This window comes from Thauera sp. WH-1 (assembly GCF_047806685.1).
GTDB lineage: Bacteria > Pseudomonadota > Gammaproteobacteria > Burkholderiales > Rhodocyclaceae > Thauera.
Genome location: NZ_JBLQGP010000006.1, coordinates 1 through 17,472 on the forward strand (window position 1 = coordinate 1; position 17,472 = coordinate 17,472).

Genomic DNA, 17,472 nt, shown 5'->3' on the forward strand with positions numbered 1-17,472 from the left:
CTTCAGGGCGTGCTCCACGACTTCGTCATGCTCTTCGAGTCCCACTACCTCGGCCAGATCGAGCGCTATTACCGGGAGCGATCGCGCGAGCACCTCGTCGAACCCGACTTCGCCCAGCCTGACCTGTTTCGCTCGGCCTGCCCGGACGATCCACCGTTCTGAACCGTCCTCAAGCACAAACGCCGCCCCCTCAGCATCACCGGGCGGCGTTTCCATTCGGCGGCGGGCCTCTGCAGGCCATCGCGCTACGTGATCATCGGAGCATCAAATCGGGTGACCACACTCAGTTGAGGGCGGCGTCCAGGCGGTGCTCGATGGCCGAGCGGATCAGCAACGGATATTGCGAGTGGTAGGTGCAGAGGTGTATCCGGGTGTCGTCCGGGGCGCCGAGGGCGTAGAGGGCCAGCGCGACATCGACCAGCGGGTCGATGTTGGCCATGCGGATCAGGCCGAAGCTGACGCGCTTGCCGGATTGGGGGTCGATGGCGTGGTGTACGGCGTGCAGGTTCAAGGCTGCTTCGCGCATGCTTGCGGCCATGGTGGGCCGCAACACCTCGTGCGCCTTGCCCGCGAGCGGCAGCGGCCGGAGTTCGGCACGTCGTCTTGCGGCCTCCTTGGCGAGGCGCGCATGGCGGCGCTGGGCGAACGCCAACTGTTGGGTGGCGAACGCGTCGCCTTCGTCACAGTCGCGCCGGGTCTGATCGAACTCATCCACCCACATGCAGCACACCTCTGGTGAGGCGCCAGGCCGTTCGCCGCGATTGCGCTGGAACCAGCGCCGCCCGTCGAGATAGGCCTCGAACAGCCCTTGCACCAGTGCCGGCGGCAGGGTGGCGGAGGACAGCAGCACGCGGCTGCCGAGCAGGCCGGCCCAATGCACCAGGCGGGCCAGGGCGGGCAGGTCGTCGATGTCGAAATCGTCGGGTTCGTCCAGCACCAGGTCGCCACTCATCAGGCGCAGCATCGGGGCAATCTGCCCGCCACCACGCTGGCTTTCGGTGGCCGGTGTGAGGTGGTCGATGGTGCACACGAGCAGCGGCGCGGCGATTAGCTTATGGATTCGGGGGTCGTGAGACAGGCGCTGCAGCAAGGGGTGGGCAGTGTTGCCCTCGAACACCACGCCCGCGTCCTCCGGCAGCAAGGCCTGGGTGGATGCCGATCCGCTCTGCTCGGCGAGTTGCTCGTAGTGCTCGAACAGTTCGCGGTTGGCGGCCCCTCCGACGCGGATCGCCAGCGCATCGTCGGACAGCTGGAGTTCGTCGCGGAAGGCGCGACCGGTCTGCAGCGTAAGAGTGCGCAGGCCGAGTGCGAAGGCACAGCGCAAGCCCCGGGACGGGTCGGCGAGCGCGTTCATGATGCGCGCATTGGCCAGCGTCTTGCCGCAGCCGGTGGAGGCCATGTTGACGATGAAGGCGCCATGGCGGGCGGCGGGTTCGCGGATTGCTTCGGCGAGATCGGCCGCGCGGTCCTGCCAGCGGAAGCGGGCGTCGGCGCTGCGTTTGCGCAGGCCCTTGTGGCGGACCAGCCGTGGCAGGTGATGCTCGAAGCCGGGCAGCGCATGGGAGACCATGCCGGCGTGCCGCGCGACGCCGAGCAGATGTTCGTCGAGCGTCTGATTGAACTTGCCGGTCTTGCGGTCGGTATTGGCGAACAGTGGATAGGCTGGGTTGAGGTCGCTGCGCGCGGCCGGATCGGTAAGGCTGGAGTAGTGGTGATCCGCCAGCATCAGACCCAGACGGCCGAGGTGCATCACGTAGGGATCGTGCAGCCAGTCGCGAGCATCCGCGCTTTGCACGATTGCCAGCAACCGGCGTGCCACGCGTGCGCTGCGCTTGCGCCAGGCGTCGGTTGTGATCGGAAGGCCGTGGGGGAACCGCCAGTAAGGCTCGATCGCGTCCTTGTTCGCTCCGTCAGAAAGCTCGTTCCAGTTCGCGTCCACCTTCTCCAGGAGGTTGTCCAATTGGGCCGCGCTCAGATCGGGTACACGTGCCCCCAGCCACTTCCATTGGCCATTGGCATGCTTCGTCGGCATGAGCGGCAAACGGTGATGGGTCAGCACCAGCCACGCGACCGTCCGCGCAAGCGGCGGTAGGACGGAGAACGGCTTGTTGTCGCGGGCCTTGGGGTCGTCTCCGTCACGCAACAGCCTCGCGGTCCAGCTCTCGTCATCTTCCGCAGACGGGGCGATGAGCCGCCCCAGCCATTCGGCGTCGGTGCTGTTGCCGACGAAGGCCTGAAACAGACGCAGCGATACCCACTCGTGGCGATACAGGTTGCGTGCTACTGGTCCCGTCACGGTGAGTCTTTGCTGAAAGGCGAGGCAGGCTTTGCCGAGGTCGTGCAGCAGCGCCGCGAGCGAGGCCAGCAAGTGGATGACGGTGAGGCTGTGCCAGTCGTTCTCCGATTCGGCACGCAACACGTTGCGCCGCGTCATGTTGGTCGGCGTCGCGCCCCGCTCATTGAATTGCCTAGCATCGCCAACGATCCACAGCAGCTCGCTGTGGTCCTTGCTCCGAATCCAGTGGCAGGCCACGGCGGTGTTCTTGCGCGCGGTCTTGCGCAGCAGGCGGTGGAGGGTTTCCAGTCCGCTCTGGGTGATGGGCGTCTGCCAGGTACGATCACCGCGGCGTTCCGCAAACTGGTCGAGGATCCGACGAGTCTCGGTGAGCGCGTTCTTGCTGCATTGGGAGATGAGCAGCACGTTCATCCGGCGTGCTTCCCGGTTTCGGTGGCGATGGCCTTCAGGGTATCGATCATGAAGTCCAGCGACTCGGTCTGGACTAGCGTCTCGATGCAGCTGTCGCGAAATTCCTGCTCGCTGTCGCCACGCATCGCCGACACGAAGGCCTGCGGCAGGATGACCGCGTCCTTGACCAGGTCTGCAACGTCGAACACCAACCCGCCACGCCGCGTCTTGCCGTGAAGCACGGCCAATCCGTGCGGCAGACCGAGCACCCAAGTGGCGGTGGCGCCCATCCCGTAGGCGAGGTAATTGCCGTGGTCGAGGAAGCGGTTCGCGGGATCGCCACCGCTGCCACCCTTGGCGCGGGTGAATTCGCCATAGTCGGTGGCGTCGCAGGCGAGCTTGAACAGCGTCTTGGTCAGGCGGGCCTCTTCGGTGAGCAGGGCGGTGTTGTCTGGTGCGGCGAGCATGACTCGCCGGGATGCATCGAGTGCCGCCGCCAGCCGCTCACGGGGTATGACGAATTCCGCTTCCGCGAGGGTTCGGTTGTTCGTCCAATGGGCGGCGATGCGTGTCAGCCGGGCCTGCTGGATGGTTTTGGCCGCTCGAAGACGCGAGGCGTCGTCGAACCAGAAACGGACCCACGACTGCAGGTATTCCGTGGGTCGGTATTCGCTTTGTGGCGAGAACCAGGCGACGTCGAAGTCCACCTCGTTGGCCGTGAAGAGTGGCGTGCCGCCGCCACCACAAAAGCCCACCAGCACGCCAGCCTTTGCAAGCTCGCGCATCGCTGCCTGGGTGATCGAGGTTCCCGTGCCGAGGAGGAGGGTCGTGGTGTTGGCGATCGGGATGTTCCAGTAGAGGGACCGACTGCCCTCGTCGGTGACGTACTCAACCCTGCCGCCGTTCACCAGGACACGACAGTGCTCCAGGTAGTAAAGGTTCGCGCGCTTCGAGTGCAGGATGGTCTTGAGGTCGGACGGCGAGAATGCATTCATGCTGGACTCTCCAGTCGGGTCACGCCATTTGAATACGCCCCCGAGTATAGGGTGACTTCACGCAAATTCCGGTTCGCCGCTGCCATGGGATCGCGCCATGCACTGCTTTTGTGCACTGCATCCTGATGAAAGGCACCAATATCGTGCGTGCGCGTTGCGGGTCGAATTCGCTAAGTTATTGAAGTATTGAAAATCCACCTCTGGCACGCGGCTTGCTGATCACTCACCAGCACAGCGCCAGGCCCGCCAAAGTTGGCGGGCCCATCGGGCAACGGAGTCTTGCGCTGAAGTTTCCTGCACCAAAGGTGCATACGACGCATGACTCTGGAGTTCGACATGGACAAGAAATCCTTCCTGCAGGCCGGCCATACGCCGACGCTGATCGCCGCCTTCCTGTATTTCGACCTTGCCTTCATGGTGTGGGTGTTGCTTGGGCCGCTGGCGGTGGGCATCTCGGCCGACCTCGGCCTGTCCCATTCCGAGAAGGGCCTGATGGTGGCGACGCCGGTGCTGGCCGGGGCGCTGCTGCGCATCGTCATGGGCGTGGCGGTCGATCGCCTGTCGCCGAAGAAGGCGGCGATCATCGGCCAGGTCATCGTGATCCTGGCGCTCGCCTATGCCTGGGTCGCCGGCGTGCATTCCTTCACCGAGGTGCTGGTGCTGGGCGTCTTCCTCGGCGTCGCCGGCGCATCGTTCGCGGCGGCGCTGCCGCTGGCTTCGCGCTGGTATCCGCCCGAGCACCAGGGCACGGCGATGGGCATCGCCGGGGCGGGCAACTCCGGCACCGCCTTTGCCGCGCTCTTTGCCCCCGGCCTGGCGATGGCCTTCGGCTGGCACAACGTCTTCGGCATCGCGCTGATTCCGCTGGTGATCGTGCTCGTCGCCTTCTGCTTCATGGCCAAGGACGCGCCGGACGCGCCGCCGCCCAAGACCTTCGCCGAGTACCTGAAGGTGCTCAAGGACAAGGACGCGTGGTGGTTCATGTTCTTCTACGCGGTCACCTTCGGCGGCTTCGTCGGCCTGGCGTCCTCGCTGGTGATCTACTTCAATACCCAGTACGGACTGGACCCGAAGATGGCGGGCTTCTTCACCGCCGGCTGCGTGTTCGCCGGCTCGCTGGTGCGCCCGATCGGCGGCAACGTGGCGGACCGCATCGGCGGCGTGAAGTCGCTCAGCGTGATGTATGTGTTCGCCGCGTTCTTCCTCGCCCTCGTCAGCATCGGCCTGCCCGAGGCGTGGATGGCGCTGGTGGTGTTCGTGGGCGCGATGCTCGCGCTGGGCATGGGTAACGGCGCGGTGTTCCAGCTCGTGCCGCAGCGCTTCCGGCGCGAGATCGGCGTCATGACCGGCCTGGTCGGCATGGCGGGCGGCGTCGGCGGCTTCTACCTGGCGTCCTCGCTCGGCTATTCGAAGCAGGTCACGGGCAGCTACCAGATCGGCTTCCTGGTGTTCGCCGCGCTCGCCGTGTTCGCGCTGATCGGCCTCACCGCGGTGAAGACGCGCTGGCGCACGACCTGGGGCGCGGCCCACCTGACCGCGGCGAAGATCTGACGCCGCCCCGCCAGTCAGCGCAGCAACGGAGGCATCGTGGGCACGATCATCGACTTTCCCGAGTCCGGCGCGGTGGCGAACGCCGTGCCGCGTCCGGCGCGGGGCGTGCCCGGCCTGCAGGTCAGCCTGGGCCATGCCAGTGCGCAGGGGCCGCGGCCGCGCAACGAGGACTTCGTCGGCGCCGCCACGCCCGAAGGCGAGGAGCTCGAGGCCAAGGGCATGCTGCTGGCGGTGGCCGACGGCGTGGGCGGCCATGCCCATGGGCGCGAGGCGGCCGAGCAGACGGTGCGCAGCCTGCTTGCCGACTACTACTCGACGCCGCAGACCTGGGGCGTCGACAAGTCGGTCGACACCGTGCTCGGCGCCGTCAATCGCTGGCTGCTCGGCCAGTCGGCGAAGGCGCGCGAGTATGCCGGCATGGCGACCACGCTGACCGCGGTGGTGCTGCGCGGCCGGCGCTACCACGTCGCCCATGTGGGCGATTCGCGCGCCTATCGCTGGCGGGCGGGCGAGCTGCTGCGCCTGACCGAGGACCACACCTGGGAACACCCCGAGTTCGACAACGTGCTGCGCCGCGCGATCGGGCTCGAGGCGCGCCTGCTGGTCGACCACGACGATGGCGAGCTGGCCGCCGGCGACCGCTTCGTGCTCGTCACCGATGGTGTGTGGACGACGCTCGGCGACGCCGGCATTGCCGCCGTGCTGCAGGCGCAGGCGGACGCCCAGCAGGCGGCCGATGCGCTTGCCCAGGGGGCGCTGCGGCGGGGGGCGACGGACAACGCCACCGCGCTGGTCGCCAATGTCGAGACCTTGCCGGCGGACAAGCTGCGCGACCGCCTCGCCGAAGGCCACCGCCTGCCGCTGCCGCCGCGCCTCAAGCCCGGGCAGACGATCGACGGCCTGCGGGTCGAGGAGGTGCTGCACGAATCGCGCGTCACCTTGCTCTACCGCGTCACCCGGCTCGCCGGGGGCGAGGCCCTGGTGCTGAAGACGCTGCGCCCGGAGGCCGATGATGACGAGGCGGTGAGCGCGCTGGTGCGCGAGGAGTGGCTGGCGCGCCGGGTGCCGGGCAAGGGCTTTCCGCGCGTGTGCGACCATCCGCGCGCGCACCTGTACTACCTGATGAGCTGGCACGAGGGCGAGACGCTGAAGGCGAGCCTCGCCCGCGGTCACCGCCATGAGGCGCACGAGCTGGTCGGCATCGGCCGCGCCTTGCTGCGTCGGGTGGCGGTGCTGCACCGGCTGGGCATCGTGCATCGCGACATCAAGCCCGACAACGTGCACATCGACCGCAGCGGGGAGCTGCGCCTGCTCGATCTCGGGGTGGCGGCCGCCGACGCCGAGGACCTGGCCGAGATCAACAACCCGGGCACGCCGTCCTACATGGCGCCCGAGCTGTTTGCCGGCGGCCAGGCCAACGAGTCGTCCGACCTCTACGCCTGCGGCGTCACGCTCTACGAACTGCTGACGCGCAAATACCCCTACGGCGAGATCGAGCCCTTCCAGCATCCACGCTTCGGCGCGCCGGTGCCGCCGACGCGCTACCGCCCCGACACCCCCGAGTGGCTCGAGAACGTGCTGCTCAAGGCTTGCGCGCGCGAGCCGCAGGATCGCTTCGAGACCGCCGAGGAGTTCCTGCTCGCGCTCGAGCGCGGCGCCAGCCGCCCGCTCGCCAGCCGCCGCCGCGTGCCCTTGCTCGAGCGCAATCCGCGCCTGGCGCTGAAGATCGTCGCCGCGCTGTCGCTCGCACTCAACCTCGTGCTGCTGTACCTGCTCAGCCGCCACTAGAACCAGAGGCCCCGTCATGATTTCCGATGTGCAACTGCAGCGCGCCTCCCCGTCGACGACGGAGACCCGATCAACCTGCCCCTATTGCGGCGTCGGCTGCGGCGTGCTGATCGAACACGATGGCGAACGCATCAGCGGCGTGCGCGGCGACCCCGCCCATCCGGCCAATTTCGGCCGCCTGTGCACCAAGGGCTCGACCCTGCACCTGAGCGCCCGGCCGCAGACGCGGCTGCTGCACCCCGAACTGCGCCGCACGCGTGGCGAGCCGCGCCAGCGCGTGGGCTGGGACGAGGCCATCGCCACCGCCGCCGGCCGCTTCGCCGAGGTCATCAATACCCATGGACCGGATGCGGTGGCCTTCTACATCTCCGGCCAGTTGCTGACCGAGGACTACTACGTCTTCAACAAGGCGATGAAGGGCCTGATCGGCAGCAACAACGTCGACACCAACTCGCGCCTGTGCATGTCGAGCGCGGTCGCCGCCTACAAGCAGACCCTGGGCGCGGATGCGCCGCCCTGTGCCTACGAGGACTTCGATCACGCCGATTGCATCCTGATCGCCGGCGCCAACCCGGCCTACGCCCATCCGGTCGCCTTCCGCCGCATCGAGGACGCGAGGAAGGCACGCCCGCACATGAAGCTGATCGTGGTCGATCCGCGCCGCACCGACACCGCCGCCAGTGCCGACCTGCACCTGGCCATCCTGCCCGGTACCGACATCTGGCTGTACAACGCGATGCTGCACGTGCTGCTGGACGAGGGCCTGGTCGATGCCGATTTCATCGCCGCCCACACCGAGGGCTTCGACGCCTTGCGCGAGCACGTGCGCGACATCACGCCGGCCGCGGCGGCCGAGGTCTGCGGCGTGCCCGCGGCCGACATCGTCACCGCTGCTCGCTGGTGGGGGCAGTCGGCGGCGGCGCTGTCGCTGTGGTGCCAGGGGCTCAACCAGTCCACCCATGGCACGCACAACGGCACGGCGCTGATCGCGCTGTCGCTCGCCACCGGCAAGATCGGCAAGCCCGGCTGCGGGCCGTTCTCGCTCACCGGCCAGCCCAACGCCATGGGCGGGCGCGAGGTGGGCGGGCTGGCCAACCTGCTGTCGGCCCACCGCGACCTGGCCAACCCGGCGCACCGCGAAGAGGTCGCCCGCTTGTGGGGGGTGGATAGCGTGCCCGCCACGCCGGGGCTGACCGCGGTCGAGCTGTTCCAGGCCGCGCGCGAGGGCCGCATCAAGGCGCTGTGGATCGCCTGCACCAATCCGGCGCAGTCGATGCCCGAGCTCGAGCTGGTGCGCGAGGCCTTGCAGTGCTGCGACTTCGTCGTGCTGCAGGAAGCGTTTCGCAGCACCGAGACGGCGCCCTTTGCCGACCTCATGCTGCCGGCGGCGACCTGGGGCGAAAAGGAGGGCACGGTGACCAATTCCGAGCGCCGCATCACCCACGTGCGCCGGGCCCTGCCGCCGCCCGCCGAGGCGCGGCCCGACTGGCGCATCGTGTGCGACTTCGCACGTGCGCTGGGGCCGCTGATCGGCAAGCCGCAGGCCGCGCGCATGTTCGCCTACGACGGGGTGGAGGCGATCTTCGCCGAGCATGTGGCGAGCACGGCCGGTCGCGACCTCGACATCACCGGGCTCGATTACGCCCTGCTCGACGCCGCCGGCCCGCAGCAGTGGCCGTTTCCGGCCGCGGCGCGCACGGCAGGGGCGGCGGGCCAGGCGCGCCTGTACGCCGACGGCTGCTTCCCCACCGCGAGCGGTCGCGCGCGCTTCGTGGTGCCGGTGCAGGCGGGCACGGCGGAGCAGGTCGATGAGCGCTATCCGCTGCATCTCACCACCGGCCGCCTGCGCGACCAGTGGCACGGCATGAGCCGCAGCGGCAAGGTGGCGCGCCTGTACAGCCATGTGGACGAGGCCCGCATCGAGCTCAACCCGGCCGACCTGCAGGCCCGCGGCCTGCGCAGCGGCGAGCTGCTGCGGGTGTCGAGCCGGCGCGGCAAGCTGGTGCTGCGCGCGTACGCCTCCGACGAGGTGCGCCGCGGCCAGGCTTTCGTGGCCATGCACTGGGGGCGCAACGTGCTCGACTCGGGCGGCATCAACCTGCTGGTCGGCGGCGAGTTCGACCCGTTCTCGAAGCAACCCGAGCTCAAGCACACCGCGATCGCCATCGAGCGCGCCGAACTGCCCTGGCAGATGCTGCTGATGCGCGTGGAGCGCGACGGATGCGCGGCCACCGAGCAGGCCGAGGCCCTGGTGCCGTGGCTGGAGCGTTTCGCCTACGCTTCGCTCGCGCTCGCCGGGCGCGACACCGCCGCGGTGGTGATGCGGGTGGCGCACGACCAGCCGATTCCGCCGGCCTGGCTGGCCGAGCTCGATGTCCTGCTCGGGCTCGATGACGATTGCGTGGTGAGCTACGAGGATCCGCGCCGCGGCATCAGCAAGCGCGCGCTGATCGAGGACGAGCGCCTGGTCGGCCTGCGCCTGGCCGGCGAGACCCTGGCCGGTGCATGGCTGCGCGAGCTGATGGTGGAGGCCCAGTCCACCGCCGCGCTGCGGCGCTGGTTGCTGGCGCCGCTGTCGGCGCCGCCCGCGGCGGCCGTGGGGCGGGGGCGCATCGTGTGCAACTGCCTGAACGTCTCCGAGAACGAGATCGTCGCCGCGATCGGCGCCGGCGCCGATTTCGATGCGCTGCAGGCGCAACTCGCCTGCGGCACGTCCTGTGGCTCCTGCGTGCCGGAGATCCGGCGCATGCTCACAGCACCGGTGCGGTGAGGTGGGCCGCGCGCGAGGCGGCGCGGAACCACCAGGGCTGTTCCAGCACCTCGGCCAGCGTCATCTCGCGCGAGCGCGCGAAGTCGGTCTCGAACATGGCGGCCATCTCGCGGCCAAAGTTCTCGTCCAGCACCCAGGCGGTGATCTCGAAGTTGAGGCGGAAGGAGCGGTTGTCGAGGTTGACCGTGCCCACCGCCGAGGCGCCGTCGTCGATCAGCATCGTTTTGCCGTGCAGGAAGCCGGCCTGGTAGCGGTGGATGCGCACGCCGGCCTCGAGCAGGGGGCCGACGAAGGCATAGGCGGCCAGCCAGGTCAGCAGGTTGTCGGGGCGCTCGGGAATCAGCACGCGCACGTCCACCCCGCGCAGCGCGGCGAGCTTGAGCGCGTTGAGCACCGACTCGTCGGGCACGAAGTAGGGGCTGGCGATCCAGGCGCGCTGGCGTGCCGCGGCCAGCGCATGCTGCACCATCAGGCTGGCGGTCTCGAAGCGGTCGGCGGGGCCGCTGGGCAGCATCAGGATCGGTACGCCGCGGTCGGCCGCGCTGGCGGGCTGCCAGTCGAAGTCGAGCACCTCGCCGCTTGCCCAGTGCCAGTCTTCGAGGAAGGACAGTTGCAGGCTGAACACCGCCGGCCCCGACAGCTTCATGTGGGTGTCGCGCCAGGGGCCGATGCGGCGGTCGCGGCCCAGGTACTCGTCGCCGACGTTGAAGCCGCCGACCCAGCCATGCTGGCCGTCGGCGACGATGATCTTGCGGTGGTTGCGGAAGTTGAGCTGGAAGCGGTTGCCCGAGCCCTGGGTGGAGTGGAAGGGGCGGACCTCGACCCCGGCGGCGCGCAGCTCGGCCAGGTAGCGGCGGGGCAGACGGTAGCTGCCGATCTCGTCGTACAGGAAGTGCACCTTGACGCCGCTGCGCGCCCTGGCCTCGAGGCGGCGCTTGAGTTCGCGACCGAGCGCGTCGTCGCGCACGATGTAGAACTGCACCAGCAGGTAGCGCTCGGCGGCGTCGATGCCGGCCAGCATGCTGTCGAAGGCAGCCTCGCCGTCGATCAGCAGTTCGGCCTGGTTGCCGCCCAGCAGCGGCAGCTTGGCCAGGCGCTCCAGCACCTGCAGCTCCTGTTGCCGCGCGGGCAGCGCGGTGGCGTAGTCGTCGACGTGCGACATCTTCTGCGCGAGATCGCGATAGAGCCGGCTGTCGTCCTCGCGGCGGCCGATCACGTAGCCGTTGAAGCGGTTGCGCCCGAACACCCAGTAGGCGGGCACGGCGGCGTAGGGGAAGGTGCTCAGGGACACGATCCAGGCGACGGCGCCGGGCGCAGTGCGGGTCGACATCAAGGCGTCGATCGAGGACAGGATGCCGAGCGTGTGGGCGATGAAGACGGCCGCGAATACGGCACGCCTGCGGGGGGTCGGCATGCGGGTGGCCTCTCGCTGTGCCGGCCTTCAGCCGCCGCCCGCGGCCTCGCCGACGATCACCACATGCAGGTAGCGCGGGCCGTGGGCGCCGAGCACCAGGCTGCCCTCGATGTCGGTGGTGCCGCTGGCGCCGGTGATGATGTTGACGTTGCGCGGCAGGCGCGCGCCGGCGATGGCCGCGGCGTAGTCGTCGAGGTAGGCGAGCACCTTGTCGGCGCGCACCATCACCAGGTGGTGCAGCGGCAGGAAGTTGGCCAGGATCGGCGTCTCGGCATCCGAGTGGAAGACCAGCGAGCCGGTCTCGGCGATGCCCCAGCGCGCGAAGCCCACCGCCAGGGTCTCGTCGGGCGCGACGCGGTCGTGGAGCTCGAAGCCCGACCAGTCGAGCGCCTGCAGCACGGCGGCCGGCTGCAGGGCGATCGCCGCGGGCAGGGCGCGCGCCTCGAGGTAGCGCGCCACCGCGGCCGGCAGCTCGGCTGGGTCGGCGATGCGCTCGGCAGTGGCGGCCACCTTGGGGGTGACCAGCCGCGCGATGAAGGCCTCCACCAGGTCGTCCGCAAGCAGGTTGGGGCGGATCGCGGGGAGCTCCGCGAGCAGGGCGTCGGCCTCGCGCCGCAGCGCCGCGGGGTCGGGCGTGCGCGGGCCGAGGGCGCCGCGCACGGCGTTGAGGATGGCTTCGCGCGCGCTCATCGTGCGTTCTCCTGATCCTTGAGCATTTCCATGAAGGTTCGCCTGGCCGGCGCCGGAAACTCGCGGTGCGCGGTCCACGCGCCCAGCCCCGGCAGGCCGCGCACCACGCCGCCGCGGCTGAAGAGCCGCATCATGCGCACCGCGATCGCCGTCCCCAGGCGGTAGAGCCGGGGGCGCGAGGCGACGAAGGTGTGGATGCCCAGGCCAAAACGGGCGGCGGCCGGCTCCAGCCCCTCGCGCCACGAGCGGTCGCGCCAGCCGCGCAGCAGGGTCGGCAGCGGGATCGCCACCGGGCACACCTCCTGGCACTTGCCGTTCATCGTGCACGCGTGCGGCAGGTCGCGGGACTTTTCCAGACCGTCGAACACCGGCGTCAGCACCGCGCCCATCGGCCCGGGATAGGTGCCGCCATAGACGTGGCCGCCGAGCTGGCGGAAGACGACGCAGTGGTTCATGCAGGCGCCGCAGCGGATGCAGCGCAGCATCTCCTGCATGCCCTCGCGCAGCATGCGCGTGCGGCCGTTGTCGACCAGCACGATGTGGAACTCTTCCGGGCCGTCGCGATCGCCGGCCTGCTTCGGCCCGCAGTGGAAGGTGGTGTACTGGGTGACGTCGGCGCCGGTGGCCGAGCGCACCAGCAGGCGCAGCATGGCGATCGCGTGGCCCATGCTGGGGACGAGCTTCTCGATGCCGGCGGTGACGATGTGCACCCGCGGCGGCGTGGTGGTGAGCTCGGCGTTGCCCTCGTTGGTCACCGTGCAGGTGGCGCCGGTGTCGGCGAGCAGGAAGTTGGCTCCCGAGATGGCGACGTCGGCCGACAGGAACTTGTCGCGCAGCTCGCGGCGGGCGCTGTCGACCATGGCCTCGATGGTCTCTTCCTGGTGCGGGGCGCGGTGCAGGCGCTTGAACATCTCCGACACCTGCTCGCGCGTGCGGTGCATCGACGGCCACACGATGTGCGAGGGGCGGTCGCCGCCCAGCTGCACGATGTGCTCGGCAAGGTCGGTCTCGACGCGCTCGATCCCGGCCTCGTCGAGCGCGTGGGGCAGGCCGATCTCCTCGCCCAACATCGACTTGACCCGGGTGACGCGCTTCGCGCCGGCTTCCTTGCACAGGCGCACGACGATCTGCGAGGCCTCGTCGGCGGTCGCCGCCCAGTACACCTTGGCGCCGGAGGCGATCGCGTTGCGCTCGAACTCCAGCAGGTAGTGGTCGAGGTTGGCGATGACGTGGTCCTTGATGCGCTTGCCGCGCTCGCGCGCCGCCTCGAACTGCGGGAACTGGCTAATCGCCACCGCGCGCTTGCGCTCGGCGGTGCCGGTGGTGCGGTCGATCGCGATCTTCAGCGTGGGGTTGGCCAGCGCACGTTCGGCGCGGGCCTTGAAGGACAGCGTGGCTTCTTCCATGGCTCAGTCCTCCTCGCCGATGGCCGGCCCGTCGCCCATGCCGGCGAGCACCTCGGCGGCGTGGAAGGCGCGCACGCTCGAGCCCTTGCGTCTGAGCTTGCCCGCCATGTTCATCAGGCAGCCGAGGTCGCCGCCGAGCAGCAGCTCGGCGCCGCTGCGCTCGATGGCCTCGGCCTTCTCGCCGACGATGGCGTTGGAGATCGCCGGATACTTGACGCAGAAGGTGCCGCCGAAGCCGCAGCACACGTCGTTGCCTTCGAGCGGTTTCAGCGTGAGCCCGGCGACCTGGCCGAGCAGGGCGCGCGGCTGGTCGTGCACGCCGAGCTCGCGCAGGCCCGAGCAACTGTCGTGGTAGGTGAAGCTGCGGTCGAGCTTCACGTCGGCCGGTGCGTAGCGCATCACGTCGACCAGGAAGCTCATCAGTTCGTGGGTCCGCTCGCCGAGCCGGCGTGCGCGCTCGGCCCAGGCCGGATCGTCGGCGAGGGCCTCGGCATAGTGCGCGCGCGTCATGCCGACGCAGGAGCCGGAAGGCGCGACCACGTAGTCGTAGCCCTCGAAGGTGTCGATGAAGTGACGCGCCAGCGTGGCCGCGTGCGCGGTGTCGCCACTGTTGAAGGCGGGCTGGCCGCAGCAGGTCTGCGCCTGCGGGACCTCGACCCGGCAGCCGGCGTCGCGCAGCAGCTTGAGTGCGGCAAAGCCGACACTGGGGCGCATCGCATCCACCAGACAGGTGACGAAGAGCGCGACGCGCGGCGCGGTCGGGCGTGATTCGCTGCGGGGTTCGAGCATGCGGTGAGCCTCCAGGTTGTCCGTACGACTGTCCGGCCAGGGGCGGCACGCAGATGCGCATAAAAATGCGGGCATGGCGGTTGTCGCCGCCATGCCCGCGCTACCCGAGGCGCGAGCCTCGGATATTACCCCTTCTAGCTCAGGCGCTCAGCGCACCGAGGACTTCATCGAGCATCTTGCGCGCGTCGCCGAACAGCATGCGGTTGTTGTCCTTGTAGAACAGCGGGTTGTCGACCCCGGCGTAGCCGGAGGCCATGCTGCGCTTCATGACGATGGAGGTGCGCGCCTTCCATACCTCGAGCACCGGCATGCCGGCGATCGGGCTGGCCGGATCCTCCTGCGCCGCCGGGTTCACGATGTCGTTGGCGCCGATCACGATCGCCACGTCGGTGTCCGGGAAGTCCTCGTTGATCTCGTCCATCTCGAGCACGATGTCGTAGGGCACCTTGGCCTCGGCCAGCAGCACGTTCATGTGGCCCGGCATGCGACCGGCCACCGGGTGGATGGCGAAGCGCACGTTGATGCCCTGGCCGCGCAGCACATTGACGATCTCGCACACCACGTGCTGGGCCTGCGCCACCGCCATGCCGTAGCCCGGCACGATCACGACGTTCTTGGCCTCGCGCAGCAGCTCGGCGGTATCCACCGCGCTGATCGGCGTGACCTCGCCGGCCGGTTCCGAGCCGTCGGCCGCCGCCGCGGGCGCGCCGCCGCCGGAGCCGAAGCCGCCGGCGATGACGCTGAGGAAGTTGCGGTTCATCGCCCGGCACATGATGTAGGACAGGATCGCACCCGACGAGCCGACCAGCGCGCCGACCACGATCAGCAGGTCGTTGCCGAGCATGAAGCCGGTGGCCGCCGCCGCCCAGCCGGAGTAGCTGTTGAGCATCGAGACCACCACCGGCATGTCGGCGCCGCCGATCGCCATCACCATGTGCACGCCGAAGGCCAGGGCGATCACGGTCATCACCAGCAGCAGCGTCACGCCGACGCTGGTCGAGTGCGTGTTCAGGAACCAGTTGCCGAGCAGGATCACCAGCACGAGGCCGAACAGGTTGAGGAAATGCCGCGCCGGCAGCAACAGCGGCTTGCCGCCGATCTTGCCGGAGAGCTTGCCGAAGGCGATCAGCGAGCCGGAGAAGGTGACCGCACCGATCAGGATGCCGATGTAGATCTCCACCTCGTGGATGGACTTCTCGGCGGCGGTGGGGAACACCAGGGAGGTGTCCACATAGCTCGCGAAGCCCACCAGGCAGGCGGCCAGGCCCACCAGGCTGTGCATCAGCGCGACGAGCTCGGGCATCTGCGTCATCTGCACCTTCTTGGCGGCGTAGAGGCCGACGGCGGCGCCGATGACGAGGGCGATGACGATCCACGGGATGCCGCCCAAGGACACCTGCGGGCCGAACACGGTGGCCAGCACCGCGATGCCCATGCCGACGATGCCGAACAGGTTGCCGCGACGAGCGGTCTCGGGGTGGGCGAGCCCGCCCAGGCTGAGGATGAAGAGGATGGTGGCGCCGATGTACGAGACAGTGGCCATGCTTGAGGTCATTGTCTTCTCCTTACTTGCGGAACATCGCGAGCATGCGACGGGTGACCGCGAAGCCGCCGAACATGTTGACGGCGGTGAGGGTGATGGCCACGAAGGCGAGGATGCCGATCAGGCCACCGGGACGGTCGGTGGCGCCTTCGGCCAGCGGCGGGGCGATCTGCACCAGGGCGCCGATGGCGATGATCGACGAGATGGCGTTGGTCACGCTCATCAGCGGCGTGTGCAGCGAGGGCGTGACGTTCCACACCACCATGTAGCCGACGAAGCAGGCCAGCACGAACACCGTGAAGTGGGTGAGGAAGCTGGCCGGGGCGTACAGGCCGACGAGCAGGAACAGCAGCGCGCCGACGCCGAACACGATGGCCAGCGACTTGACCGACATCGGTGCGCCGGCGCCGTGGCCGTGGCCCTTGGGCGCGGCGATCGGCGCGGCGGACGCCTTGGGCTTGGCCGCTGCGGGCAGCTTGGGCGGCGGTGCGGGCCAGGTGAGCTCGCCTGCCTTGATCACGGTGAGGCCGCGGATCGCGTCGTCGTCGAAGTTGACGACGATGTTGCCGTCCTTGGCCTTGCACAGTTCCTCGGCCAGGCGCAGCAGGTTGTTCGAGTACAGCGTGGACGACTGCTTGGCCAGGCGGCTGAGCAGGTCGGTGTAGCCGATGATGGTCACGCCGTGGCGCACCACCGCCTCGCCGGGCACGGTCAGTTCGCAGTTGCCGCCCTGCTCGGCCGCGAGGTCGACGATCACGCTGCCCGGCTTCATGCTCTGCACCATCTCGGCGGTGATCAGCTTGGGCGCGGGCTTGCCCGGGATCAGCGCGGTGGTGATGACGATGTCGGCATCCTTCGCCTCGCGCGCATACATGGCGCGCTGCGCGGCCTGGAAGCCCTCGCTCATGACCTTGGCGTAGCCGCCGCCGCCCGAGCCTTCTTCCTCGTAATCGACCTTGACGAACTCGCCACCGAGCGAGACCACCTGGTCGGCGACTTCGGCGCGGGTGTCGTTGGCGCGCACGACCGCACCCAGGTTGGCCGCGGTGCCGATCGCCGCGAGGCCGGCCACGCCGGCGCCGGCGATGAAGACCCTGGCCGGCGGCACCTTGCCCGCGGCGGTGATCTGGCCGTTGAAGAAGCGGCCGAAGGCGTTCGCCGCCTCGACCACCGCGCGATAGCCGCTGATGCCGGCCATGGATGACAGCGCGTCCATCTTCTGCGCGCGGCTCAGTTGCCGCGGCAGGCAGTCCATCGCCAGCACGGTGGCCTTGCGCGCCTGCAGGGCCGCCATCAGATCGGGGTTCTGCGCCGGCCAGACGAAGCCGATCAGCGTCGCACCCTCGCGCAGCAGCGCGACCTCTTCCAGCGCCGGCGGGCGCACCTTGAAGACGATGTCCGCGCGCCCCAGGAGCTCGGCTGCGCTGGGCAGGACCTCTGCGCCGGCAGCGCGGTAGTCCTCGTCCGAGAAGTTGGCCGCTGCGCCGGCGCCGCTTTCGACCGCGACGGCGAAACCCAGCTTGACCAGCTTGGTCACGACCTCGGGCACGGTCGCCACGCGCTTCTCGGCGGCGAAGCTTTCCTTCGGGACTCCGATCAGCAGACTCATGATCGCGACTCCTCGAGGGTTCCGGCCGAAAGGCGGGTGGACGTCGCACCGGCGGCGCGGGGGTGCAGGCCAGCGGCGGCTGTCCTCGGGTTTGGCGCGCTCCCGGGCTGGAGCGCGAGGCGGGGGCCACGAAGCGTGGTCCCGCGAGCCATGGTCATATGCATTGGGTTATCCATGTTGTTTTGTTGAGGGTGATGCCGGCGCACTTGCGCACTCCACAGCATGCGCGGG

11 protein-coding genes are annotated in these 17,472 nt (G+C 69.3%); 3 read left to right on the plus strand and 8 right to left on the minus strand.

The window, feature by feature from the left end:
- Nucleotides 1–283: 283 nt before the first annotated feature.
- Both cas3f and cas1f read right to left on the minus strand, forming a co-directional pair.
- Nucleotides 284–2,707, minus strand: a complete 2,424-nt coding sequence (gene cas3f / locus ACMV5O_RS07785; RefSeq protein WP_416162932.1) for a type I-F CRISPR-associated helicase Cas3f — start codon at nucleotides 2,705–2,707, stop codon at nucleotides 284–286.
- Complete coding sequence (gene cas1f, locus ACMV5O_RS07790; protein WP_416162933.1) at nucleotides 2,704–3,681, minus strand: type I-F CRISPR-associated endonuclease Cas1f; 978 nt, start codon at nucleotides 3,679–3,681, stop codon at nucleotides 2,704–2,706. The genes cas3f and cas1f overlap by 4 nt, the downstream gene beginning before the upstream one ends.
- Before the next feature lie 336 nt (nucleotides 3,682–4,017).
- Here cas1f and ACMV5O_RS07795 point away from each other — a divergent pair, with 336 nt between their 5' ends.
- From ACMV5O_RS07795 to ACMV5O_RS07805, 3 genes are all read left to right on the plus strand, one after another.
- Nucleotides 4,018–5,232, plus strand: coding sequence for a nitrate/nitrite transporter (locus ACMV5O_RS07795; RefSeq protein ID WP_416162934.1), 1,215 nt, complete (start codon nucleotides 4,018–4,020; stop codon nucleotides 5,230–5,232).
- Nucleotides 5,233–5,304: 72 nt separating this feature from the next.
- Nucleotides 5,305–7,020, plus strand: coding sequence for a protein kinase domain-containing protein (locus ACMV5O_RS07800; protein ID WP_416163095.1), 1,716 nt, complete (start codon nucleotides 5,305–5,307; stop codon nucleotides 7,018–7,020).
- Between the two features lie 16 nt (nucleotides 7,021–7,036).
- A complete protein-coding gene (locus ACMV5O_RS07805; RefSeq protein ID WP_416162935.1) occupies nucleotides 7,037–9,790 on the plus strand; it encodes a molybdopterin-dependent oxidoreductase in 2,754 nt (917 codons plus the stop codon).
- On the opposite strand, the gene cls is transcribed toward ACMV5O_RS07805, so the two are convergent.
- From cls to ACMV5O_RS07835, 6 genes are all read right to left on the minus strand, one after another.
- Nucleotides 9,771–11,204, minus strand: coding sequence for a cardiolipin synthase (gene cls / locus ACMV5O_RS07810; RefSeq protein ID WP_416162936.1), 1,434 nt, complete (start codon nucleotides 11,202–11,204; stop codon nucleotides 9,771–9,773). The two genes, ACMV5O_RS07805 and cls, sit on opposite strands and share 20 nt — an antisense overlap.
- A 27-nt stretch (nucleotides 11,205–11,231) precedes the next feature.
- Nucleotides 11,232–11,894: a LutC/YkgG family protein gene (locus tag ACMV5O_RS07815; RefSeq protein WP_416162937.1), complete on the minus strand. Its 663-nt coding sequence runs from the start codon at nucleotides 11,892–11,894 to the stop codon at nucleotides 11,232–11,234.
- Nucleotides 11,891–13,300, minus strand: a complete 1,410-nt coding sequence (locus ACMV5O_RS07820; RefSeq protein WP_416162938.1) for a LutB/LldF family L-lactate oxidation iron-sulfur protein — start codon at nucleotides 13,298–13,300, stop codon at nucleotides 11,891–11,893. Before ACMV5O_RS07820 ends, ACMV5O_RS07815 begins: the two co-directional genes overlap by 4 nt.
- Before the next feature lie 3 nt (nucleotides 13,301–13,303).
- Complete coding sequence (locus ACMV5O_RS07825; protein WP_416162939.1) at nucleotides 13,304–14,089, minus strand: (Fe-S)-binding protein; 786 nt, start codon at nucleotides 14,087–14,089, stop codon at nucleotides 13,304–13,306.
- Between the two features lie 139 nt (nucleotides 14,090–14,228).
- A complete protein-coding gene (gene pntB, locus ACMV5O_RS07830) occupies nucleotides 14,229–15,632 on the minus strand; it encodes a Re/Si-specific NAD(P)(+) transhydrogenase subunit beta (RefSeq protein ID WP_416162940.1) in 1,404 nt (467 codons plus the stop codon).
- A gap of 22 nt (nucleotides 15,633–15,654) precedes the next feature.
- A complete protein-coding gene (locus ACMV5O_RS07835) occupies nucleotides 15,655–17,241 on the minus strand; it encodes a Re/Si-specific NAD(P)(+) transhydrogenase subunit alpha (RefSeq protein ID WP_416162941.1) in 1,587 nt (528 codons plus the stop codon).
- Nucleotides 17,242–17,472: the final 231 nt, after the last annotated feature.

Excerpts from the sequence above, each read along its gene's own strand:
- ACMV5O_RS07805 (WP_416162935.1), top strand. The coding sequence starts at position 7,037 with ATGATTTCCGATGTGCAACTGCAGCGCGCCTCCCCGTCGACGACGGAG.
- ACMV5O_RS07820 (WP_416162938.1), bottom strand. The coding sequence starts at position 13,300 with ATGGAAGAAGCCACGCTGTCCTTCAAGGCCCGCGCCGAACGTGCGCTG.
- ACMV5O_RS07825 (WP_416162939.1), bottom strand. The coding sequence starts at position 14,089 with ATGCTCGAACCCCGCAGCGAATCACGCCCGACCGCGCCGCGCGTCGCG.
- ACMV5O_RS07835 (WP_416162941.1), bottom strand. The coding sequence starts at position 17,241 with ATGAGTCTGCTGATCGGAGTCCCGAAGGAAAGCTTCGCCGCCGAGAAG.
- cas3f (WP_416162932.1), bottom strand. The coding sequence starts at position 2,707 with ATGAACGTGCTGCTCATCTCCCAATGCAGCAAGAACGCGCTCACCGAG.
- cas1f (WP_416162933.1), bottom strand. The coding sequence starts at position 3,681 with ATGAATGCATTCTCGCCGTCCGACCTCAAGACCATCCTGCACTCGAAG.
- pntB (WP_416162940.1), bottom strand. The coding sequence starts at position 15,632 with ATGGCCACTGTCTCGTACATCGGCGCCACCATCCTCTTCATCCTCAGC.
- ACMV5O_RS07815 (WP_416162937.1), bottom strand. The coding sequence starts at position 11,894 with ATGAGCGCGCGCGAAGCCATCCTCAACGCCGTGCGCGGCGCCCTCGGC.
- cls (WP_416162936.1), bottom strand. The coding sequence starts at position 11,204 with ATGCCGACCCCCCGCAGGCGTGCCGTATTCGCGGCCGTCTTCATCGCC.
- ACMV5O_RS07795 (WP_416162934.1), top strand. The coding sequence starts at position 4,018 with ATGGACAAGAAATCCTTCCTGCAGGCCGGCCATACGCCGACGCTGATC.